This is a genomic window from Kitasatospora sp. NPDC090308 (assembly GCF_044769485.1).
GTDB classification, from domain to species: domain Bacteria; phylum Actinomycetota; class Actinomycetes; order Streptomycetales; family Streptomycetaceae; genus Kitasatospora; species Kitasatospora fiedleri.
The window spans coordinates 225,628-247,567 of sequence record NZ_JBIVXY010000007.1 but is presented as its reverse complement, the minus strand read 5'-3'; the positions used below and the strand labels follow the sequence as shown (position 1 = coordinate 247,567).

The window sequence follows — 21,940 nt, the reverse complement described above, 5'->3', positions numbered from 1 at the left end:
CTCTCGCACGGCCTCCGGCAACCTAGCAGCGGCCGTGGCGGCCTGCCAAACGGCCCCGCGCGGGGGCCGGGGGCCGGGGTCGGGGACCGGCCGGAAACCTACAGGGAAACTGTACATTCGGCGGGCGGAAACCTAGGGTGGGAAGCATGAGCGAAGCCCCCGAGCCGGACGCCGCGCCCGACTCCGACCCCGCGCCCGACTCTGACCCCCCGCCCGCGCCCGCGCCCGCGCCCGCGCCCGCGCCCGCGCCTTCGCCCGGGCCCGAGCCGTCCGCCGTGCGCGCCTCGCAGCAGGTGCGGTCGGTGATCGGGAAGCTCCGCCGCCGGCTCCGGGCCGCCGCCGGCACCGGGGACTTCACCCTCACCCAGGCGTCCACCGTGGGACGGCTGCTGGACAGCGCGGGCGCCGGCCTCACCACCAGCGACCTCGCCGCCGCCGAGGGGATGCGGCACCAGTCGATGGCCACCACCATCGCCGCCCTGGCGGCCGAGGGCCTGGTCGAACGGCGGCGCGACCCCGAGGACGGCCGCCGGCTGCTGATCGCCCTCACCGCCGAGGGCCGGCGCCGCGGCGAGGAGGGCCGCCGGGCCCGCAGCGAGTGGCTGGCCGCCGAACTCCAGCGCAAGTGCACCGAGGAGGAGCGGCAGACCGTGATCGCGGCCATGGCCGTCCTCGAACGGCTGGTGCACGACTGACCCGACCGCGCCGACCCGATCGCGCCGACCCGGCCGCGCCGACCCGGCCGGAAGGCACGCCTCCCCGCGTCCCTACTCACCTCCCCCTCCCCCCACACTCCACCCCCAGCGAGCGGCAGAAGCACCATGACCGACCACAAGACCGTCGCGAGCACCCCCGCCGTACCGGCCGAGGCGCCCGCGATCGACCGCCGGCTCGTCCCCCCGATGGTGCTCGGCTCCGTCCTCAACCCGATCAACTCCACCATCATCGCCGTCGCCCTCGTCCCGATCGGGGCCGCCCTCGGGGCCTCGCCCGCCCAGACGGCCTGGCTGGTGTCCGCGCTGTACCTGGCCACCGCGCTCGGGCAGCCCGTGGTGGGACGGCTGATCGACCTGTTCGGGCCGCGCCGGCTGTTCCTCGCCAGCACCAGCCTGGTCGGCGTCGCCGGGGTGGTCGGCACCCTCGCCCCCAACCTCGGGACGCTGATCGCCGCCCGGGTGGTCCTCGGCTTCGGCACCTGCGCCGGCTACCCCGCCGCGATGGCCCTGCTGCGCGCCGAGGCCCGGCGCACCGGACGCGACAGCCCCGCCGGGGTGCTCACGCTGCTCGCCGTCGCCAACCAGACCGTCGCCGTGGTCGGCCCGCTGCTCGGCGGACTGCTCACCGGCCTCGGCGGCTGGCGCAGCACCTTCGCGCTGAACATCCCGCTGTCGCTGCTCGCCGTCACCCTCGGCGCGCTCCGGCTGCCCCGGCAGGAACCGCAGGAGCGGCCGGAGCGGCGACCCGGCGACCCGGGCCCGCTGCGGCGGATCGACCTGCCCGGGATGGCGCTGTTCGCGGTCCTGCTGCTCTCGCTGCTGCTGTTCCTGATGCACCCGCACACCGACCGCTGGTACCTGCCGCTGCTCACCCTGGCCGCCGCCGTCGCCTTCACCGTCCGCGAACGCCGCGCCGAACACCCGTTCATCGACGTCAAGGTGCTCGGCGGCAACACCCCGCTGCTCACCACCTACGCCCGCGCCCTCGCCGCGTACGTCGTCGCGTACGCCTTCCTGTACGGCTTCGCGCAGTGGACCGAGGAGGGCTTCGGCCTCTCCCCGATCCAGGCCGGGCTGGTGCAGGCGCCGACCTTCCTGGTCGGCATCGGGGTCTCGGTCCTGGCCGGGCGGCGCGGCGGCATCCGGGCCATGCTGCTGACCGGCGCCGTCGGCCAGATCGCCGCCTGCCTGCTGATGCTCGCCCTCGGCGTGCACAGCCCGCTGTGGGCGCTGCTGCTGCTGGCCGTGGTCTTCGGCATCCCGCAGGGCGCCAACGGGCTCGCCCTGCAGAACTCCGTCTTCCTGCAGTCCGACCCCGCCCGCACCGGCTCCTCCGCCGGGCTGCTGCGCACCTTCGCCTACCTCGGCTCGATGGTCGCCTCCGCCGGGACCGCCGCCGCGTACGGCCCGCACGCGGGCACCGCGGGCATGCACCAGCTGGCCTGGATCATGCTGGTCGCCGCCGTGCTCTTCCTGCTCCTCACCGCCTTCGACCGCACCCTGCGCACCCTGCGCACCCCCGCGTCCGCCGCCCGCTGACTCCCCGCCGTGGCGGCGGTCCCACTCGGGCGGGCGGGCGGCGGAGCGGGCCTGGCCGTCCCGCACGCTGGTGTCGGACGGGGCGGAGACGGTCGCGGCGGACTCCCGGGCGGATGGGACGGTCGGTGTGCGGACGAGCCCGGTGCGGGAACGGGCCCGGGCGGACGGGAACCGTGGACCTCCGGTGCGGCAGGATGGCGGGCATGGAACTGCCCCGGACGATGCCCGACCTCCCGGCCGCGCACGGGTTCCGGCTGCGCCGCTGGAGCCGGGACGACACCGGCCTGATCCGGGAGGCGTCCACCGACCCGTACATCCCGCTGATCACCACCGTCCCGGCGCCGTACACCGAGTCGGGCGCGGCGGCGTTCGTGGAACGCCAGTGGCGGCGCACCGAGATCGGGACGGGCTACCCGTTCGTGATCGTCGACCCGGCGGGCCGGGCGGTCGGCCACGTCGGCCTCTGGGTCGGCGAACTGCCGCTGCGCGGCTGGGCGACGGTCGGCTACTGGGTGGCCGCCCCGGCCCGCGGCCGGGGCACCGCCAAGGTGGCGCTGGACGCCGTCGTCGGCTGGGCGCTCGACGAACTGGGCGTGCCAGGGCTGGAGTTGTCCGTGGAACCGTGGAACACCGCATCGATCCGCACCGCCGAACGCGCCGGCTTCCGGTGCACCGGCCTACGACCCGCCCACCAGGTGGTGGACGGGCGCCCGCGCGACATGTGGCGCTACGTCAGGCCGTAGCCGGGCCGACACCGGGTCCGCCCGGCGCCCGCGGTCCGTCGGCGGCCGGCGAGCTGCCCGCCCCGCTCGCCGGCTCGCTACGTCCGCGCGGTCGAGAGCGCCCGGGGACCCGGAACCGCGCGAGATCCTCTTCCCCCGCGAGAACGCCGGCCGCCGGGCGGGCCGCCGCTTCCCCGCCCAGCACGGGGCCACCGCCCCGGACGACCGCACCCACGCCCTGCCGACCCGCTTCGACGGGCTGGTCGCCGCCGCCCCGCGCCGGCGCCGCCCGCGCCCCCCGTTCCTGCCCCTGTCTCTGCCTCGCTCTGCCCCTCGTCCCTCACGAGGCCGTGGCCGGGGTTCGGAGGCGGGCGCGAGTACCGGCGGGCGCCGGGGCGGCGCTCCTGGTCGGGCACGTACGAGGTAGTCGGGGTACGTCGGAGCGCCGGATCGTTGGCCGAGGTGCGTCGCCGACCACTGTCGCGTACGTGTTCGTGTCCCGTCGCTTCGGCCCGCGTGAAGGAGCCCTCGTGGAAAGCCAGTCGGAGAACCGCTCGGAGAGCCAGCCGACCCCGTCGGACCACCCGTCGGACCACTCGTCGAACCGTCCGCTGAACCGGCCGTTGAAGTGCCCGGTCGACCACTCCGTGCTCGTCCTGGACCCCACCGGGCGGGCCCGGGACGCCGAGACCGCCGAGCTGATCGCGCGCGGGCCCGCCACGCCCGCCGACATCCTCGGGGTGCAGGCGTGGGCGGTGTCCGACCCCGACCTGCTGGAGGAGCTGCTCAAGGACCCGAGGGTCGCCAAGAACGGCCCGCAGCACTGGCCCGACTACCCGCAGGTGGCGGCCGGTTGGCCGCTGGCCCTATGGGTGACGGCCCGCAACATGTCGACGACGGACGTCGAGCACCACCGCCGGCTGCGCCGCCTGGTGAGCGCGGCCCTCACCCCCCGTCAGGTCGCCGCCCTGGCCGACCGGATCGAGCGGATGACGGCCGGGCTGCTCGACGCGGTCGCCGCCGAAGGCGCCGGCGGGGTGCCGGTCGACCTGCGGCAGCACCTGGCCCGCGCGCTGCCGATCCTGGTCATCTCCCACCTGCTCGGCCTGCCCGACGAGCTGCGCGACGGCTTCTGCCGGTACGCCGAGGGGGTCTTCGACACCACACTCACCCCGGAGCAGTCCCAGGCCAACAACGCCGCCCTGTACGCGGTGATCGCGACGCTGGTCGCCGCCAAGCGCGAACGGCCCGGCGAGGACATGACCTCCCTGCTGATCGCCGCCCGCGACACCGAGGGCGACGGCGGCGCCCTCACCGAGGACGAACTGCTCGACACCCTCATGCTGGTGATCGCCGCGGGCTACGAGACCACCGTCAACCTGATCGACAACTCCGTCGCCCTGCTGCTCACCCACCCCGACCAGCTCGGCCTGGTGCGCGCGGGCAGGGCGGGCTGGGACGACGTGGTCGAGGAGTCGCTGCGCCGGGAGGCACCCCTGGCGCACCTCCCGATGCGCTACGCCCTGGAGGACATCGCGCTGCCGGGCGGGCTGACCGTCCACCGCGGCGAGGCGATCCTGGCCTCCTACGCCGCCGCCGGCCGCCACCCCGCCCGGCACGGCGACAGCGGCGCGGAGTTCGACGTCACCCGGCAGGCCAAGGACCACCTCGCCTTCGGCCACGGCCCGCACTTCTGCCTCGGCGCCCCCCTGGCCCGCCTGGAGGCCCGCACCGCCCTGCGCGCCCTGTTCGAGCGCTTCCCGCGCCTGGCCCTCGCCCCGGGCACCGCGCTGGAGCCGGTCGAATCGCTGATCTCCAACGGCCACCGCACCCTGCCGGTCCTCCTGGAGGGCCCGGCCGAGGTCTAGGAGATGCCCGTGCGACCGGGGCTGCCGCCCGGGCGGCAGCCCCGGTCCGCCGACGGTGCCGCGCGGTGGGGGAGTCCGAGGTCGGCCGGGGCGCGGAGGGCGCGTGCCGCACTCGCCCGATCGGGGGGAACGAGGACGGGACGGGCATCGCGGCAGCGGCCGGGGGTAGCCGGTGGCAGCAGGAAACGGAACCACCGACGAGGGAGGAAGGCCGTCATGGCCGAGGGGATCTGGGACTGGGAGAACGCCGAAGGGTACGCCACCGGCGTCGACCTGACGGACTACCGGGTGGAGGCGGCGGACGGCCGCATCGGCAAGGTCGACAAGCACAGCGAGGACGTGGGCGACGCCTACCTGTTGGTCGACACCGGCCCGTGGATCTTCGGCCGCGTGGTGCTCGTCCCGGCGGGCACCGTCACCCGGATCGACCACGACGACAGGTCGGTCTGGCTGAGCCGGATGACGGACGAGATCAAGAACTCACCCGACTTCGCCCCGGGCGCACCGGCCGACGACCACGACCACCGCCGCAGCGTCGGCGCCTACTACCTCGGCACCGCCTGACCGCCCCCGGGCGTCGCGGACGGCTGCCCGGGCGCTTCGCGCCGGGCAGTACTACCGCGCCGCAGCGGTGGTACCGCATCGCAGCGGTGGCGGATCGAGAACCGGTCCGCCTTCATCCGTGGCCCGTTCCGCACCGGGCGGCGGTCCGGGCCGGGCGGGCACGCACTAGGCTGCCGGGATGGGGAGCGTGCACAGGGCGGGGAAGCCCGTCGAGCCGGTGGTGTTCGACTGCTACGGGATGCCGGTGGACAGCGGGCGGATCGCGGTGCGGGTGCAGGTGGAGGTCGGGGCGCAGCTCGGGTGGGCGCTCGGGGCGGGGGAGGTGGTGGAGCGGTTCATCGGGCGCAGCCACGCGGCGATCCGGGCCCAGGTCGGCGAGCGGCTGGGGCCCGTCGCCGCCGCCGAGTGGGAGCGCCGGTTCGAGCGGCGCCACCGGGAGCCGGTGGACGCCGAACCGGAGCCGGTGGACGGCGTCGTGGCGGCGCTGGACGCGTTGGACGCGCGCGGCCTGCCGTACTGCGTGGCCTCCAGCGGCAGCCACGGGAAGACGCGGCACACGCCGGGGCGCACCGGGCTGTACGAGCGGTGCGCCGGACGGATCTTCAGCGCCACCGAGGTCGCCCGCGGCAAGCCCTTCCCCGACGTCTTCCAGCATGCCGCCGCCCGGACGGGGTACGCCCCGGAGGTCTGCGGCGTCGTCGAGGACAGCCCCGCCGGGCTGCGCGCCGCCCGCGCGGCGGGCATGCGCCGCTTCGGCTACACCGGCGGGCCCACCGGCGACGCGCTCACCGGCGGGGAGTTCCGGGACGGGGCGGACGACACCGTGCCGTTCGCGGACATCCGGCAGCTGCCCGCCCTGCTGGACCCGCCCGCCACCGGCTGACCGCGCACCGCGCACCGCGTCCCGGTCCGTCGCCCTCCGCCCGCCGTCCACCAGGAAGGACCCTCCGCCGATGGCCCAGCCCCTCGTCCTGCCCGCCGGCTACACCGCCCGGGCGCTCGATCCTGAGCGCGACCTGCTCGACGTCCTCGACCTGCTGACCACCTGTGAGTGGGCCCTGCACGGCGCCGGGGCGACCGAGGCCGACCGCGGCGAGGTCGCGGCGGTGTTGGCCCGCCCCGGCTTCGACCCCGCCGCCGACACGCTGCTGGTGCACGCCCCGGACGGGCGGCTGGCCGCCTGGGCGTGGAGCGACCGGCGCTGCGAGTGCCGGGTGCACCCCGCGCACCGCGGCCGCCGGATCGGCACCGCGCTGCTGGGCTGGATGGAGAGCCGGGCCGTCGAACAGGGCGTGGGCAAGCTCGTCCAGGTCGTCGCCGACCTCGACCCGGTCGGCCTGACCATGCTGCGCACCTACGGCTACCGGCCCAAGGGCGCCAGCTGGCTGCTGGAGATCCCCCTCGCCGACCTGCCCGAACCCGGGCCCGCCCCCGCGGGCATCGCCGTCCGCCCGTTCCGCCCCGACGACCCGCGGGACGCGCGCGCGGCGCACCGGGTCGTCGAGGACGCCTTCGCGGACTGGAAGGCGCGCCGGATGGACTTCGCGGAGTGGGCCCAACACACCGTCCACCGCGAGACGTTCACCCCCGAGCGCTCCCCGCTCGCGGTCGCGGAGGCCGACGGCCGGGTGGTCGGCGCGGCCCTGTCGCTGGACCAGCCCGGCAGCGGGGACGGGTACGTGGAGAGCCTCGCCGTCGACCGCGACCACCGCAACCGCGGCATCGCCCGCCACCTGCTGCAGCACGCCTTCCGGGCCTGCCGGGAGGCCGGGCTGAGCCACTGCACGCTGTGGACGCACTCCGGCACGGGCGCGCTCGACCTGTACCTCAAGGTCGGCATGACGGTCCGTTACACCTCGGTGGTGCTGGAGAAGACCCTCCCGCTGTCGTGAGGCGGGGAGGCGGGCAGACCGGGAGGGTCCCGTTCAGCCGGACGGCTCGGCGGCGTCCAGCAGGGCGAGCAGGCGCCGCGCCTGGCGGGCGGGCGTGTCCGGCGGGTCGCGGAGCGTGGTGGCGGGGTCGCCGGCGAGGAAGACCAGCCAGAGCAGGGCCAGCAGGCGGCGGCACTCCAGCAGGCGGCGGTCCTCGGCGGGGGAGAGGTCGAAGCGGGACAGGAAGGCCGCCGCGTCCAGGTCGGTGTCCACCCAGGACGAGACGTGCTCGACCACCTCGGCCAGCTCGTACGGGTGGTCGGAGCGCCCGGAGTCCTCGAAGTCGACCAGCCGGACGCCGGTGCCGTCCCAGAGGAAGTTGGCCAGGTTGCCGTCGGCCTGCCCCAGTACGGGCGCCGCCGCCGGGCCGTCCGCGCACAGCCCGGCCTGCGCGCGGTCCAGCCAGCGCAGGCCCGCCGTCAGGGCCCGCAGCACTTCGGGGGCGTCGCCGCCCACCGCCGCGGCCCCGGCGGCCCGGTCCCGGATCGTCTCGGCGGACTGCCGGACGTCCCAGCGCCGGTTCGGCAGCCGGGCGACCAGCTCGGCGGGCACCGCCCGGTGCAGCCGCCGCACCGCGCGGGCCAGCGCGTCCAGGTGCTCGTCCGTCAGCACGGTGCCGCGCAGCGCGCGGCCCGGCAGCCGCGACATGGTGAGCGTGCCGTCCTCGCGGGCCAGCGGCCGGGGCGCCAGCCCGGGGGCGTACCGGTCGAGCAGCGTCAGCGCCCGCCACTCCCGTTCCGGTTCGCAGCCCGGGTCGCCGGGCGGGGCGCCGGGCGGGGCGGTCCGGAAGCGTTTGCGCACGGAGCCGGGCAGCAGGTCGACGCCGTGGGTGGTCCACCGGGTGGTCATGGCGGCGGGTCAACTCCCTCGGGTGGGAAGGGGGGAGACGAGACTACGGCAGCGCGTCCAGGGCCGCGAGCAGTTCGGCACCGGACCATGCGGGCGGCGTACCGGCGGCCTCGGCCGCGTGGACCAGGTCGAGCAGGCACCGGTTGGCGGGGGCCGGCAGCCGGTGGCGCCCGGCCAGCGCGACGACCTCGCCCTGGAGCTCGTCCACCTCGGTGGGACGGCCGCGTTGGAGGTCCTCCCACATCGAGGAGCGGGCCCGCGCGTCCACCCGCAGACTCGCCGCCGCGACCCGGCGGAACACCGCGTCCGGCAGGCCCAGGACGGACGGCATCCACTCCGGCGGGACGGGCGTCAACCGGGCCGGGGACAGCCCCGCCGCCGCGAACACCGCCAGCGCCTCGCGCTGGCAGCGGGCCAGCACCAGCCGGTACGGGCGGCTGCCGAGCTGCTCGCGCAGCGGCCGGCCGGAGAGCGCGTTGACGGCGTTGTTGAGGTTCATCAGCAGCTTCGCGGCCTGCACCCGCGGCATGTCCGCGCGCAGCCCCACCGGCAGCCCGGCCGACCCCGCCACCGCCGCGAACCGCCGGGCGGCGTCCGCCCGTTCGAGCACCAGCTGGCCGCCGGTGCCCTGGTGGAACGAGGCCGGACCGGTCCGCACCACGTTGTACGGCACCATCCCGGCCAGCACCGTCCGGCCGGGCAGCGCCTCGCGCAGCACCCGCGCGTTGTGCAGGCCGTTCTGGAAGCTGACCACGGTGGTCCGGCCGTCCAGGTGCGGGTCGAGCAGCCGGGCCGCGGCCGCGGTGTCCGCGGACTTGACGGTCACCAGCACGTAGTCGGCGCCCGCCGCGGCCGAGGCGTCGGTGGCGGTGCGCGGCCGGGCGTGCAGCCGGCGGTCGCCCGGCCCGGTCAGGGTCAGCCCCGCCCGGTCCAGCTCGGCCATCGCGGCGGGCCGCCCGATCAGCGTCACGTCGGCCCGGGCGGCCAGCGCCCCGCCCAGCCGGCAGCCGATGCTGCCGGCCCCGAACACGGCGATCCGCAGCGGCAGCGCGGGATTCACGGAATTCGCGGGATTCACGGGATTCTCGGACACCGGCGGCTCCTTCGACAACGGCGTCAGCGACAGAGCCCAGAGGGTACCGCCCGCCGACTGCGGACCGGACCGGGGGGACGGCCCGGGGCCCGGCAGGTGGTCGGGTGTCGAGGGATGGGGGGAAGACTGCGGAACCTGACGGATGATCGGGTGTCGGTGTCGGTGTCGGTGTCGGCGTCGGCCCGGGGCACCGGCAGGCGCTCGGGCGTCGACGGCGGTCGCGGGCCCCGACGGGCGGCGGTCAGGCGTCCGGGACGGCCGTGCCGGTGGGCGGGGGCAGGCGGGTGGCCAGCAGGGCGGCCACGTCGTCGTCGGCGGGGCCGCCCGCGTAGCGGCGCAGGTCGCCGCGGAGGTGTTCCAGCAGCACCGTGCCCGGTTCGGCGCTCCAGCGGGCCAGCCGTTCGGTCAGCGGGTAGAACTCGCCGCGCCGGTCCCGGCTCTCGCTGACGCCGTCGGTGTACAGCAGCACCCGGTCGCCCGGCCCGAACGGCAGGGTGCGGGCCCGGTAGTCGCTGGCCAGCAGCGCCGACAGGTTCAGCGGCGGCAGCGGCACCTCCGGCTCGACCGGCAGCACCGCGCCGTCCGCCCGCAGCAGCACCGGCGGCGGGTGGCCGCAGTTCAGCAGGTGCGCCTCCGGCCGGTCGGCCGGGATCTCCAGCAGCAGGGCGGTGGCGAACCGCTCCGCCGCGTCCGGCGAGGAGGCCCGTTCGGCGTACCGTTGCAGGCCGGTCTCCAGCCGGCGGGCCAGCGCGGGCAGGTCCTTCGCGTCGTACGCGGCCTCCCGGAACGAGCCGAGCAGCGCCGCCGCCATCTCCACCGCGGGCAGGCCCTTGCCCTGCACGTCGCCCAGGATGATCCGCACCCCGAACGGCGTGCGCACCGCCTCGTACAGGTCGCCGCCGATCTGCGCCTGCTCCGCCGCCGCGCTGTAGTACAGCGCCAGGTCGACGTCGTTCAGCCGGTCCGGCAGCGGGCGCAGCACCACCTGCTGGGCGGTCCGCGCCACCGAGCGCACCAGCGCCAGGTCGCGTTCGCGCCGCACCCGCATCCCGGAGGTGTACGAGGCGGCCAGGGTGACCGTGACGGTGGCGGCGATCACCGAGGCCGCCGCCGCGCCGACCTGGTCGTCCCGGATCAGCGCCAGCACCACCTCGGCGACCACCGCGAGCAGGCCGATCAGCAGCGTCCCCAGCGGGCCCCAGGTCGCCGCCGCGAGGGCGGGCGCCGCCACCACGAACCGGTCGTAGCGCTGCCCGGCCGGGGTCTCGGCGTCCGCCGCCGCCGACAGCGCGATCAGCAGGAACGGCGACAGCCGGACGACCGTGCCGAGCATCGGACGGGACCGGTGGGAGTCGGAGTCGTCGGTGATGGTGGGCATGACCAGGTGCACGCTACCCGCGCGGGCCGCCCCGGTGTGGGAGGCGCGGGCGGGTGCGTGATCATCGTCGGGCGCCCGTTCAATGGTCGCCGCCGCCATGCCCCGGGCCCCGCCGGTGGTGCACCGCCCCATGGGCCGTCGCCGGACCCGCGCCGATGATTCACCGCGAACGGTGCTCGGCCACCCCCACCCGGCACGCGAGCACCCGAAGAGAGCGGAGCCCCCACATGGCACTGGCAGGACTGACAGGACTGGTACGGGCAGGACGGCGGACGGCGGCGGACCCCGGGCGGCCCGGGCGGCGCGCGGGCCTCGGACGCCGGGCGGGCGCGGCGCTGGCGGGCGCGCTGATCGCCGGCGGGCTGCTCACCGGGGCGCCGCAGGCGTCCGCGGCCGGGCTCGGGCAGGTCACCGGCTTCGGCACCAACCCCGGCAACCTGGCGATGTACAGCTACGTCCCGACCGCGCTGCCCACCGGGAAGCCGCTGGTGGTGGCGCTGCACGGCTGCACCCAGACCGCCACCGACTACTACAACAACTCCGGCTGGGCGCAGCTCGCCGACCGCTGGGGCTTCGCGGTGGTCTTCCCGCAGACCAGCTCCTCCAACAACGCGCTGTCCTGCTTCTCCTGGTTCGACAGCGGCAAGGACACCCGCGGCAAGGGCGAGGCGCTGTCGGTCAAGCAGATGGTCGACAAGGCCGTCGCGCTGTACGGCAGCAACCCGTCCCGGGTGTACGTGACCGGCCTGTCCGCGGGCGCCGGCATGGCTGCCGACCTGCTCGCCGACTACCCGGACGTGTTCGCGGGCGGCTCGATCGCCTCCGGCCTGCCCGCGCAGTGCGCCACCACCCAGGCCGCCGCCTCCGGCTGCCAGAACTCCCACCAGAACCTGACGCCCGCCCAGTGGGGCGACAAGGTGCGCGCCTCCTACCCCGGCTACACCGGCCCGTGGCCGCGGGTGGCGATCTGGCACGGCAGCTCCGACACCACCGTCGCCCCGGTCAACGCCACCGAGCTGCGCGACCAGTGGACCAACGTGTGGGGCATCGGGCAGAGCGCCTCCGCGACCCAGTCGCTGCCCGGCAACACCACGCTCAGCGTCTACAACGACAGCGCGGGCAGGCCCGCCGTCCAGCTGTACAGCGTCTCCGGCATGGGCCACGGCCTGCCGGTCAGCCCCGGCAGCGGCACCGCGAACTGCGGGCAGAGCGGGGCGTACTTCCTGAACACCATCTGCTCCTCGTACTACACCGGCCTGTTCTGGGGCCTGGACGGCTCCTCCGCGTCCCCGTCCCCGTCCGGTTCCCCGTCGCCGTCCCCGTCCCCGTCCTCCTCGCCCTCGCCCTCCGCCTCCCCGTCGACCCGGCCGCTGGGGTGCTGGACGGACAACAACTACAACCAGGTCGCCGCGGGCCGGGCGCACCAGAGCGGCGGGTACGCGTACGCGAACGGGTCGAACCAGAACATGGGGCTGTGGAACCTGTTCGTCACGCACACGCTGAAGGAGACCTCGGCCGGTTACTACGTGGTCGCCGACACCGGTTGCAGCACCTGAAACCCGCCCGGCAACGGGTGAGAACCGTCTGACCTGGCACGATGTGGGCCCCGCCGATCCGTCGGCGGGGCCTGCACTGTGTCAGAGGGGCAACAAGACGGCTGACAGATTGAATGATTGCCCTACGTCAACGGGACGACAAGACTCGTGCACCTCAACCCCCGACGCATCCGTGCCGACACCCGATTGTCAAGGTGAAAATGACCGCCATCCCCGTGGCCCCGCCGGAGAACCGGTGGGCGACGCCCAAGCGCGTGAGCCTGGTCCCGCTGGTCGCGCTGATCTTCTTCAGCGTCTCCGGCGGCGCCTACGGCATCGAGCCGCTGTTCTCGACCTCGGGCCCCGGCATGGGCATCCTGCTGATCCTGGTCGCCCCGCTGATCTACAGCGTGCCGCACGCCCTGGTCTGCGCCGAGCTCGGCACCGCCATCCCCGTCGAGGGCGGCTACTACCACTGGGTCAAGCGCGGTCTCGGCCGGTTCTGGGCCTTCCAGCAGGGCGTGCTCCAGTGGGTGTGCAGCTTCGTGGACATGGCGCTGTACCCGGTGATGTTCACCTCGTACCTGTCGAGCCTGATCAGCGCCGTCGCCCCCGGCAAGCACGTGCTGTTCGAGCTCCTGGGCGTCCAGGTCGACCTGAACTGGGTGATCTGCGTCGGCGTCATCGTGCTGTTCACGCTGCTGAACCTGATGGGCGCGGGCTGGGTCGGCGACTCCTCGGTGGCGTTCGCGGTCATCTGTCTGACCCCGATGCTGATCCTCACCGCCATCGGCGGCTGGCACCTGATCACCGACGGCACCAACCCGGTCTCCTCGATGACCGCCGAGCAGGGCCAGTCCACCTGGAACGCCTTCGGCTCCGGCCTGTTCATCGTGATGTGGAACTACTCGGGCTGGGACTCGGTCTCCACCGTGGCCGGCGAGATGGAGAACCCGAAGAAGCACCTGCCCAAGGCGCTGTTCTGGTCCGTCCTGCTGATCATCGTCGGCTACCTGCTGCCCTCGCTGGCCGCCCTCGCGGTCGGCGCGGACGGCGACAACGGCTGGCGGAAGTGGGAGGACGGCTCGTTCTCCGACATCGCCGGCGAACTGGCCGGCCCCTGGCTCCAGTACACCGTCACCATCGGCGGCCTGTTCGCCTCGGTCGCGATGTTCTCCGCGCTGCTCGCCTCCTACTCGCGGCTGCCCTCCTCGCTCTCGCACGACGGCTACCTGCCCAAGTGGGTCTCCAAGGAGAGCAAGCGCTACAAGATGCCGATCGCCTCGATCATCGGCTCCTCCGTCATCTACGCGCTGTTCTGCTTCTCCAGCTTCGCCAACCTGGTGATCTTCGACGTCTTCCTCACCAACATCGGCATCCTGCTGGAGGTCGCCGCGCTGATCGCGCTGCGGGTCCGCGAACCCGAGCTGGAGCGCCCCTACAAGATCCCCGGCGGCTGGTGGAGCATCAGCCTGATCACCGTCTGCCTGACCGCCGTCAGCGCCTGGGCCGCCATCGAGCAGTACAACGAGGAGGGGACCAAGGCAGTCGTCTACTGCCTGATCGTGGTCGGCGCCTCCCTGCTGCTCTACCCGCTGCTCGCCGCCCGCAAGGCCGCCCGGGAGAAGGCCGACGCCGAACGGGCCGTCGCGATCGCCGCGGCCGGGACCAAGGCGTACGGGCTGTCAGAGTGGCGGCCGGACTCGGCACACAGTGACAGGGCCGCCACCGGCACCGGAACGGATAGCGTCGAGGCATGATCAACAGCTTCGCCCTGCACGTCCCGGACGCCGAACTGGAGCCCGAGCCGCTCGACCCCGGGCAGATCGTCTCCGGCACGCCCGAGGTCACCGGCAAGGTGGTCTGGGAGTCCGCCGACGGGCGCCAGATCCGGGGGATCTGGCAGATCACCCCCGGCGTGGTCACCGACACCGAGGCCGACGAGATGTTCGTCGTGCTCAGCGGCCGGGCCACCGTCGCCTTCCAGGACGGGCCCGTCCTGGAGCTCGGCCCCGGCGACCTCGCCGTGCTCCGCGAGGGCGACCGCACCACCTGGACCGTCCACGAGACGCTCCGCAAGGTCTACACCATCAACCTCGGCCCGGAGGCGGCCGAGGGCGAGGACCGATAACCCGGACACACCCGACGGCCCGGCCGCCCCCACGGCCGGGCCGCACCCCCCGAGGCAAGGAACCGAGAGCATGGACCCCGTACACGCCCTGCGGGACGCCAAACCCACCCCGTTCTGGCTGGAGGACCCGGGCCGACCCGCCGCCAACTCCGCCCTCACCGGCGACGTCCGCTGCGACCTGCTGGTCGTCGGCGGCGGCTACAGCGGCCTGTGGACGGCCCTGATCGCCAAGGAGCGGGACCCCGGGCGCGACGTGGTCCTGATCGAGGCCGAGCAGACCGGCTGGGCCGCCTCCGGCCGCAACGGCGGCTTCTGCGCCGCCAGCCTCACCCACGGTCTCGGCAACGGCCTGGAGCGCTGGCCCGACGAGCTGGCCGCGCTCGAACAGCTCGGCGCCCGCAACCTGAGCTCCATCGAGGACGCGGTGTCGACGTACGGGATCGACTGCGACTGGGAGCGCACCGGCGAACTCGACGTCGCCACCGAGCCGCACCAGGTCGAGGAACTCGCCGAACTGTACGAACTCGCCAAGGAGTACGGCGACTACGAACTCCTGGACGCCGACGCCGTCCGCGCCCAGGTCGACTCGCCGACCTACCTCGGCGCGCTCTGGGACAAGGACGGCGTGGCGATGCTCCACCCCGCCAAGCTCGCCTGGGGCCTCAAGCGGGCCTGCGAGCAGCTCGGCGTGCGGGTCTTCGAGCACACCAAGGCACTCGACATCGCCGAGTCCGGCTCCGGCATGGCCGTGCGCACCCCCTACGGCCGGGTCTTCGCCCGCCAGGTCGCCCTCGGCACCAACGTCTTCCCCTCGCTGGTCAAGCGGATCCGCCCCTACACCGTGCCGGTGTACGACTACGCGCTGATGACCGAACCGCTCGACGACGAGCAGCTCGCCGCGATCGGCTGGCAGGGCCGGCAGGGCATCGGCGACAGCGCCAACCAGTTCCACTACTACCGGCTGTCCGCCGACAACCGGATCCTGTGGGGCGGCTACGACGCGATCTACCACTACGGGGCCAAGGTCCGCGCCGAGTACGACCAGCGGCCGCAGACCTACCAGACCCTCGCCCGGCACTTCTTCCAGACCTTCCCCCAGCTGGAGGGCCTGCGCTTCACCCACGCCTGGGGCGGTGCGATCGACACCTGCACCCGGTTCTCCGCCTTCTTCGACACCGCCTACCACGGCAAGGTCGCCCTCGCCGCGGGCTACACCGGCCTCGGCGTCGGCGCCACCCGCTTCGGCGCCGAGGTGATGCTCGACCTGCTGGCCGGGAAGCCCACCGAGCGCACCGCGCTGGAGATGGTCCGCCGCAAGCCGCTGCCCTTCCCGCCCGAGCCGGTCCGCTGGGCCGGCATCGGCATCACCAAGTGGTCCCTGGACCGCGCCGACCGCAACGCCGGCCGCCGCAACCTGTGGCTCAAGACCATGGACAAGCTCGGCCTCGGCTTCGACAGCTGACCCCGGCCGACCGGCCGCCGCTGCCGCTCGCCCGCACGGTGTGCGGACGGGCGGCAGCGGCGCGTGGTCGTCGGTGGCGTCGGTGGCCGGGGGTCAGGAGCCGCCCGCGCACTGCCGGTCCAGGACCGGCAGGTCGGCGTTGATGTCGGCGACCACCTCGTTCGGGTCCGCCAGCACCATGCCGCTCAGCCGGAAGCCCAACTCCTGGAACTCCTGCGCCAGCCGCACGATCGTCGGCCGCACCGGCGGGTCCGCGTCGGCGCCCGCCCGCATCAGCCCCTGGTAGGCGAGGTTCGCCGCGTCCGCCTGGGCGCCCCGGGTCGACCCCTGGTCACGCCGGTACCCGGCCACCGCCGCCGACGCCTCCCGGCACCCCGCCGGCACCACCGCGGGCAGCGGGGCCGGAACGTCGGCCGTCCGCGAGGACCCCGGCGCGGGATCGGGCTCCGGTTCCGGTTCCGGTTCCGATGACTCGGTCGGCGTCGGCGTCGGCGCGGGGCTGTGCGGACGCGCCGACGTCCGCTCCGGCGAGGACTCCGCCACCGGAACGGGCAGCGGGCTCGGCGCGGGACGGGGCGCGTCCGGCGGCAACAGGTACGCCACCAGCGCCACCAGCGCCGCCACCACCCCCGACAGGGCCGCCACCGCCCCCCAGTCGAGCGCCCGGCGCCCGCTCCCCGCCTCCGGCGGCTCTTCTGTCCGACCACTCTCCGACATACCGCCATCGTGAGCGGCCGACTCGCCGTTCGTCCAGCGTTCCTCCGGTGAACAGCCGTGCGGTGCGCCGGAGTTCCCCTCGGCTCAGTCCGCGGCGTGCCGCAGCAGCACCTCCGGGAAGGCGGCCGGGTCGAAGACCGCGGCGGCCACCCGGTACGCGGGCGGCAGGGCGGACCAGAGGCGGTCGAGCAGGGCGGCGGCGTCCGGGTACGGAGTGGACACCTCCAGGTAGGGGGCGCCGGTGGCGGGGGCGGACGGGGCGCCCCGGTAGGTCGTCAGGAGGACGCCCTCGCCGGGCGGCAGGGCGTCCAGCCGCAGGAAGAGGCGATCGGTGGCGGTACGGGCGGCGGCACCGCGCCGGGCCGCGCCGAACCAGGTCGGGCCGTCCGGGCGGACGTCCGCGACCACCGTCAGGCGCGGGGTGAAGACCGGCGGGTCCGGCTCGTAGTCCAGCCCGTCCAGCGCCTCCAGCGGAGACAGCCCCGCGTCCAACCGGTCCGCGACCGTGGCCACCTGCTCGCCGTTGCCGTACACCACCCGTCCGCCGCCGCGCCGCACCGCCGGATAGTGCCGCAGGTCGTCGTGGGCGCGGACGTCGGTGGGGACGACGGCCAGGGTGCCGTCCGCGCCCGGGCGCAGCGCGCGGGCCCGGGAGGCGGGGCTGCGGCCGGTCAGGAAATAGGCGGCCGCCGACGCGCCGTCGGCGGTGCGGCAGCGCAGCACGCCCCGGCCCGGGTACGGGTGGGCGGCCAGGGCCTCGGCGAGGTCGATCGACACGGAGACGGATTCCCTTCGGCGGGGTGGGCGTCCGGGGGACGGTCACCGACCCCCGGAAGATCATTCCAGAGGCGGTGGCCGTCCGGCACGGCGGCCGTCGTCCGGTCAGCCGGGGACGGACTCGCCGGCGGCGGTGGCCGCCGTGCGGGCGGCCCGTTCGACCCGGGCGCGGTGGGCCGACCACCAGGAGGCGTCGCCCTCCGGGAGGACCGCGCCGGTCGGGCGCAGGCCGGTGGCGCCGTCGAGCAGTTCGCGGACCAGGTCGGCGTGGCCCGCGTGGCGCTGGGTCTCCGCGACCACGTGCAGCAGGACCCGGCCCAGCGTCAGTTCGCCGTGCGGGGGCCACGGGACCTTCCCGGGCGCGTCCAGCGGCAGCGCGTCGACGGTGGCGTCCGCGTGCGCCCAGACCCGGCGGTACTCGGCGAGCAGGAACTCCCGGCCCTCCTCCGGCCGGGCCCACAGGTCGGCGTTCGGCTCGGCCGCGCCCGCCACCCACAGCCCCGGACCGCCCTCGAACGGCCGGCCGAAGGTGGCGCCGAAGTACGCCGCCTCCGCGCCCGTCAGGTGTTTGACCAGCCCCAGCAGGTTCGTCCCGGTCGGGGTCAGCGGGCGCCGGACGTCGTACTCCGACAGGCCCTCCAGCTTCCACACCACCGCGTCCCGCGCGTCCTGCAGGTACAGCTTCAACTCCCGCTTGGTCGCGGCGAGCCGGTCGTCCGTCTCCGTCATGCGCGGAGTCTGGCCGCCGTCCGGGCCGGTCCGCAAACCGTTTTCGCCGCCCCGGCCCGGGCCGGTAGCGTCCCGGCCATGGCCATCGACCCCGCCCTCGTGGACGCCGCGATCGAACTGACCCGCCGCCGCTTCCCCGGCCGGGACTGGGCGGGCGCGGCCGCCCTGCGGCTGGACGACGGCACCGTCCTCACCAGTACCGCGCCCGAAGCCCCCAACGGCGCCGTCCGGCTGTGCCACGAGACCGGCGCGATCTGCGAGGCGCACAAGCTCGGCCGCCGTGTCGTCGCCTCGGTCTGCGTCACCGCTGCCGACGGCGACCGCGGCTTCTGGGTGCTCGCCCCCTGCGGCGTCTGCCAGGAACGGCTGTTCGCGCACGGACCCGACGTCGAGGTCGGCGTCCCGCTCCCCGAGGACCCGCGCCGCTGGCGCACCCTGCGCCTGCGCGACGTCCAACCGCACTGGTTCGCCCGGGTGTTCGCGGACGACGTGTGGCCGTACGGGGACGGAGCCGGCGGGCGGCTCGGCTGACGGCCCGTCGGGCGCCCGGCGCGGCGATCCGGTCGGCCTGTCCGGCGGTCACGGCCCGGCGCAGGCGCGTCAGGTCCTGGCGCTCCTCGGGCCGGTCGAGCGGCAGGAACACGTCGGTGCGGCCGATCGCCCGACCGCCCCGGCCCGCGGCGACGAGGCCGCGCCGGGCCCGGCCGGCACCACGGGTGTCGGCCGGTCGCCGGGCGGAGGGGGCTCAGTGGTGGCTCACGTCCGGCTCCCTTTCCGGTGGGGGCCGCCGTGGCAGGTCCGGATCTCCAGCGGGGTGCCGTGGGCGGTGGCGTCCAGGCACTCGCCGGAGGCGGGGTTGACGACGGTGCCGTCGGTGCGCAGGCTCCACTGCTGGGCACCGGTGCCGTTGCCGTCCCCGTAGCCGTGCATGTGGTCGGTCGCGGTCCTGGTCGTGTCCGGGTAGGCGGTGTCGCCGGTGAGGTCGTAGGTCTGGAGCCACGCCAGGGCCCACCAGCCGGTGTCGTCGATGTGCTCGTTGGTGAAGTTGCCGTTCTTGGCGAACGCGCCGGAGGCCGCGTAGTCGTACTGTCGGTCGCCGGTGGCCTGTTCGTGCGTCAGCACCGTGCTCGGCGAGACCGCGGCGGCCACCGCCCGCGCCGGCCGCCGTTCGGGCGTGGAGGTGCTCATCGGTCCTCCCGCCTCTCGCGGGGGAGGGGAACGGTCAGGAGGGGAGGTTCCAGCGCTGGGCGTTGGTGTTGTTGCAGTCGAAGATCTGCAGCTGGGTGCCGTCGGTGGTACTGGAGTTCGGGACGTCGAGGCAGCGGCCGGACTGCGGGTTGACCAGGGCCTTGGTGGCGCGGTCGTAGGTCCACTGCTGGCTGCCGGTGCCGTCGCAGCCCCACAGCTGCACCAGGGTGTTGTTGCCGGTGCCGCCGAAGCTGACGTCCACGCACTTGCCGACGATCCGCAGGGTGCCGTCGCCGCCCGCGGTGACCTGCTGGGCGGCAGAGTTGTTGCACGACCAGATCTGGATGCGGGTGCCGTCGGCGGTCGAGCCGGTGTTGTCGTCCAGGCACTTGCCGCCGTTGTCGGAGGTGACCGGGCCGGTGGAGTTCACCGGTGGGCCGGGCGGCTTGGCGCCGCCGTCGCCGTTGTAGGAGGGCGGGGCGGCCGAGGCGGCGGTGGCCCAGCCGGTGTTGGCGGCGGTGCCCAGGACCAGGTCGAGGGTGCCGCCGCCGGTGGCGAAGGACGCGGGCAGGTAGGCGTTGTTCCAGGCGGCGCCGTTGAGCCTGGCGCTCTGCACGTAAGGGGCGCTGTCGGCGGCGGCCGGGGCGTTGACGACCAGGTGGCCGCCGCTGCCGAGGGTCACGTCGACGGAGGTGAACAGCGGGCTGCCCAGGGCGAGGTCGGCGGTGCCGGGGGTCTCGGGGTAGAAGCCCATGGCCGACCAGACGTACCAGGCGCTCATCGTGCCCAGGTCGTCGTTGCCGACGCCCCAGCGGGCCGGGTCGTTCGGCCACAGCTGGTCCTGGACCTGGCGGACCAGCTTCTGGGTCTTCCAGGGCTGCCCGACGTAGTCGTACTCCCAGGGCAGTTCGATGGAGGGCTCGTTGCCGAGGTCGGCGTGCGCGCCGCCGGAGCCGTGGAAGTCCGACAGCACGCTGTCCAGGTAGGCCGCGTACCTGGCGTTGCCGCCCATGGCGTCGGCCAGGCCGCGGATGTTGTGCGGCACCGCGCCGGTGTACTGCCAGGAGGTGCCCTCGACGAACTGGTCGCTGCTGGTCGGGTCGAAGCCGCCCTTCCAGGCGCCGTTGGCCTGCTTGGGCTGGATGAAGCCGCTGGCGGGGTTGAAGACGTTCCTCCAGTCCTGCGCCCGGTTGGCGAACTGCGCGGCGGTCGTGGTGTCGCCGAGCGCCTTGGCGAACGCGGAGGTGGCGAAGTCCTGGGCGCTGTACTCCAGCAGGGTGGCCGCCGAGCCGTAGAAGTCCCGGGGGTAGCTGCCGTCGGAGGGCAGGTAGCCGTACTTGGTCTGCAGGTCCAGGCCCATCCGGATCGGGTTGGACGTGGTGCCCTCCTTGACCATGTCGGCCTTGGCGGCGGCGGTGTCGAAGTTCCGGGCACCGAAGGCGTAGTAGTCCGCGACGATCGCCGGGCCCGGGTCGCCGTTCATCACCTGCGTCTCGGCCGAGTTCAGCGACCACTTGGGGAAGAAGCCGGCCTGGGCGTAGTCGTTGACCAGCGACTGCGCGCTGTCGGAGGCCTGCTGAGGGGCGACCAGCGCTTCCAGCTGCGCCTGGGTGCGGTAGATGTCCCAGCCGGAGTACGTGCCGTACTGGGCCCGCTGGCCGCCGGAGACGGTGTGCACCTGGTGGTCGAAGCCCCGGTAGCGGCCGTCGGAGTCGCTGAGCAGGTTGGGGTGCAGCAGGGAGTGGTAGAGCGAGGTGTAGAAGACCTTCTGCTGGTCGGACGTGCCGCCGGCCACGGCGATCCGGCCGAGCACGGAGTTCCAGGCGTCGTGCGCGGCGGTGCGGGTGCCGTTGAAGTCCCAACCGCCGTTCTCGGCGGCGCGGTTGGCGGCGGCCCCGGCGATCGAGACGTAGGACAGGCCGACCTTGGCCTGCACCACCTGGTTGCCGGTGGTGTCGAAGGTGACCGAACCGCCGCCGTTGAAGGTGCCGCTGGAGGTCATCGGCCGGTCGAAGACCATGTCGAAGTAGGCGGTGTACGAGGGCGCCGAGGCGCAGAACAGGCCGGCGTCGACCGAGCCGCTGACCTCGGTGCTGCTGACCCGGTTGAAGTGCAGGTTGGTGGCCTTGTCCGCGTTCAGCTTGAACAGCAGGTTGGCCTGGGTGGTGGCGGGGAAGGTGAAGCGCGCCATGCCGGAGCGGGCGGTGGCGGTCAGCTCGGTCCGCACTCCGTTGCCGAGGGTCACCGCGTACGAACCGGCGCCCGCCGACTCGTTCCCGTGGCTGAACGTCTGGGTGGCGCCGCCGTCGACGCCGCCGAGCGTCGGCAGGACGGGGATGTCGCCCATGCCCCGCAGCCGGGCCCGGAGAGGTGGTTGAGGCTGAATCCCGTGACGACGTTGTCGGAGTAGGCGTAGTTGCCGCCGGGCGGTCGGGACGAGGTGTCGGGGCTCCACGACACCATGCCGAACGGGGTGACCGCGCCGGGGAAGGTGTTGCCGCCGTTGGAGGTGCCCAGCAGCGGGTTGACCAGGCCGGCGGGGTCGGACACCGCGGCCGGTGCGGCGGCCTCAGCGGTGGTCGTGGGGGCGGCGAACCCGAGCAGGAGGAGGCAGCTCGCCAGGGGGATGCGCCATCGTTTCACGTGCGGCTCCCGATGCGGGCGGCGCGGCTGTCGCGGCGCCGGTGGGGGGTGGGGTGGCAAGTCCCGCACAGCAAAAGGCAGTTGCGGAAGACCTGTCA

General features: G+C 74.6%; 19 protein-coding genes and 1 pseudogene. 12 read left to right on the top strand and 8 right to left on the bottom strand.

Going from position 1 to position 21,940, the window contains the following annotated elements:
• The first annotated feature begins 146 nt into the window (after window positions 1–146).
• The 7 genes from ACIQVD_RS19045 (at window position 147) to ACIQVD_RS19015 (ending at window position 7,301) form a co-directional block, all read left to right on the top strand.
• Window positions 147–695 (top strand): MarR family winged helix-turn-helix transcriptional regulator, encoded by a 549-nt coding sequence (locus ACIQVD_RS19045; protein ID WP_402290493.1) that lies wholly within the window; start codon window positions 147–149, stop codon window positions 693–695.
• A 126-nt stretch (window positions 696–821) separates the two neighbouring features.
• Window positions 822–2,255 carry an MFS transporter gene (locus tag ACIQVD_RS19040; protein ID WP_402290491.1) on the top strand — a complete coding sequence of 478 codons (1,434 nt, stop codon included), beginning with the start codon at window positions 822–824 and terminating at the stop codon, window positions 2,253–2,255.
• Window positions 2,256–2,458: 203 nt separating this feature from the next.
• Window positions 2,459–2,998 (top strand): GNAT family N-acetyltransferase, encoded by a 540-nt coding sequence (locus ACIQVD_RS19035; protein ID WP_400681086.1) that lies wholly within the window; start codon window positions 2,459–2,461, stop codon window positions 2,996–2,998.
• Window positions 2,999–3,588: 590 nt separating this feature from the next.
• Window positions 3,589–4,845, top strand: coding sequence for a cytochrome P450 (locus tag ACIQVD_RS19030; protein ID WP_400681575.1), 1,257 nt, complete (start codon window positions 3,589–3,591; stop codon window positions 4,843–4,845).
• A gap of 216 nt (window positions 4,846–5,061) precedes the next feature.
• Entirely contained in the window at window positions 5,062–5,409 is a 348-nt protein-coding gene (locus ACIQVD_RS19025) for a PRC-barrel domain containing protein (protein ID WP_402290489.1), read from the top strand.
• Between the two features lie 178 nt (window positions 5,410–5,587).
• Window positions 5,588–6,292, top strand: a complete 705-nt coding sequence (locus ACIQVD_RS19020) for an HAD-IA family hydrolase (RefSeq protein WP_402290487.1) — start codon at window positions 5,588–5,590, stop codon at window positions 6,290–6,292.
• A 70-nt stretch (window positions 6,293–6,362) separates the two neighbouring features.
• Window positions 6,363–7,301 carry a GNAT family N-acetyltransferase gene (locus ACIQVD_RS19015; protein ID WP_400681104.1) on the top strand — a complete coding sequence of 313 codons (939 nt, stop codon included), beginning with the start codon at window positions 6,363–6,365 and terminating at the stop codon, window positions 7,299–7,301.
• 33 nt (window positions 7,302–7,334) lie between these two features.
• On the opposite strand, the gene ACIQVD_RS19010 is transcribed toward ACIQVD_RS19015, so the two are convergent.
• The 3 genes from ACIQVD_RS19010 to ACIQVD_RS19000 all read right to left on the bottom strand — a co-directional run bounded on the left by ACIQVD_RS19010 (window position 7,335) and on the right by ACIQVD_RS19000 (window position 10,660).
• Complete coding sequence (locus tag ACIQVD_RS19010) at window positions 7,335–8,189, bottom strand: phosphotransferase (RefSeq protein ID WP_402290485.1); 855 nt, start codon at window positions 8,187–8,189, stop codon at window positions 7,335–7,337.
• Window positions 8,190–8,232: 43 nt separating this feature from the next.
• Window positions 8,233–9,282 carry a 2-dehydropantoate 2-reductase gene (locus ACIQVD_RS19005; protein ID WP_402290483.1) on the bottom strand — a complete coding sequence of 350 codons (1,050 nt, stop codon included), beginning with the start codon at window positions 9,280–9,282 and terminating at the stop codon, window positions 8,233–8,235.
• A 241-nt stretch (window positions 9,283–9,523) separates the two neighbouring features.
• Window positions 9,524–10,660, bottom strand: coding sequence for a PP2C family protein-serine/threonine phosphatase (locus ACIQVD_RS19000; RefSeq protein WP_402290481.1), 1,137 nt, complete (start codon window positions 10,658–10,660; stop codon window positions 9,524–9,526).
• A gap of 227 nt (window positions 10,661–10,887) precedes the next feature.
• Between ACIQVD_RS19000 and ACIQVD_RS18995 the strand changes: the two genes are divergently transcribed.
• The 4 genes from ACIQVD_RS18995 (at window position 10,888) to ACIQVD_RS18980 (ending at window position 15,788) form a co-directional block, all read left to right on the top strand.
• Window positions 10,888–12,216, top strand: a complete 1,329-nt coding sequence (locus ACIQVD_RS18995) for an alpha/beta hydrolase family esterase (protein WP_402290479.1) — start codon at window positions 10,888–10,890, stop codon at window positions 12,214–12,216.
• A gap of 200 nt (window positions 12,217–12,416) precedes the next feature.
• On the top strand, window positions 12,417–13,955 hold the full coding sequence (locus tag ACIQVD_RS18990) for an APC family permease (protein WP_402290477.1): 1,539 nt from the start codon (window positions 12,417–12,419) through the stop codon (window positions 13,953–13,955).
• Window positions 13,952–14,326: a cupin domain-containing protein gene (locus ACIQVD_RS18985; protein WP_402290475.1), complete on the top strand. Its 375-nt coding sequence runs from the start codon at window positions 13,952–13,954 to the stop codon at window positions 14,324–14,326. The genes ACIQVD_RS18990 and ACIQVD_RS18985 overlap by 4 nt, the downstream gene beginning before the upstream one ends.
• 70 nt (window positions 14,327–14,396) lie before the next feature.
• Window positions 14,397–15,788, top strand: coding sequence for an NAD(P)/FAD-dependent oxidoreductase (locus ACIQVD_RS18980; protein ID WP_400681116.1), 1,392 nt, complete (start codon window positions 14,397–14,399; stop codon window positions 15,786–15,788).
• A 93-nt stretch (window positions 15,789–15,881) separates the two neighbouring features.
• On the opposite strand, the gene ACIQVD_RS18975 is transcribed toward ACIQVD_RS18980, so the two are convergent.
• The 3 genes from ACIQVD_RS18975 to ACIQVD_RS18965 form a co-directional block, all read right to left on the bottom strand.
• Complete coding sequence (locus ACIQVD_RS18975) at window positions 15,882–16,505, bottom strand: hypothetical protein (protein ID WP_402290472.1); 624 nt, start codon at window positions 16,503–16,505, stop codon at window positions 15,882–15,884.
• Between the two features lie 84 nt (window positions 16,506–16,589).
• Window positions 16,590–17,282: an IMP cyclohydrolase gene (locus ACIQVD_RS18970; RefSeq protein WP_402290470.1), complete on the bottom strand. Its 693-nt coding sequence runs from the start codon at window positions 17,280–17,282 to the stop codon at window positions 16,590–16,592.
• A 105-nt stretch (window positions 17,283–17,387) separates the two neighbouring features.
• Window positions 17,388–18,011, bottom strand: a complete 624-nt coding sequence (locus ACIQVD_RS18965; RefSeq protein WP_400681123.1) for a DinB family protein — start codon at window positions 18,009–18,011, stop codon at window positions 17,388–17,390.
• Window positions 18,012–18,089: 78 nt separating this feature from the next.
• On the opposite strand from ACIQVD_RS18965, the gene ACIQVD_RS18960 reads away from it, so the two are divergent.
• Entirely contained in the window at window positions 18,090–18,542 is a 453-nt protein-coding gene (locus ACIQVD_RS18960) for a cytidine deaminase (RefSeq protein ID WP_402290468.1), read from the top strand.
• Window positions 18,543–18,767: 225 nt separating this feature from the next.
• On the opposite strand, the gene ACIQVD_RS18955 is transcribed toward ACIQVD_RS18960, so the two are convergent.
• Both ACIQVD_RS18955 and ACIQVD_RS18950 read right to left on the bottom strand, forming a co-directional pair.
• The gene (locus ACIQVD_RS18955) at window positions 18,768–19,199 is read right to left on the bottom strand and encodes a hypothetical protein (protein WP_402290465.1); all 432 of its coding nucleotides are present in this window, start codon (window positions 19,197–19,199) and stop codon (window positions 18,768–18,770) included.
• Window positions 19,200–19,233: 34 nt separating this feature from the next.
• Window positions 19,234–21,749, bottom strand: a pseudogene (locus tag ACIQVD_RS18950) (lectin).
• Window positions 21,750–21,940: the final 191 nt, after the last annotated feature.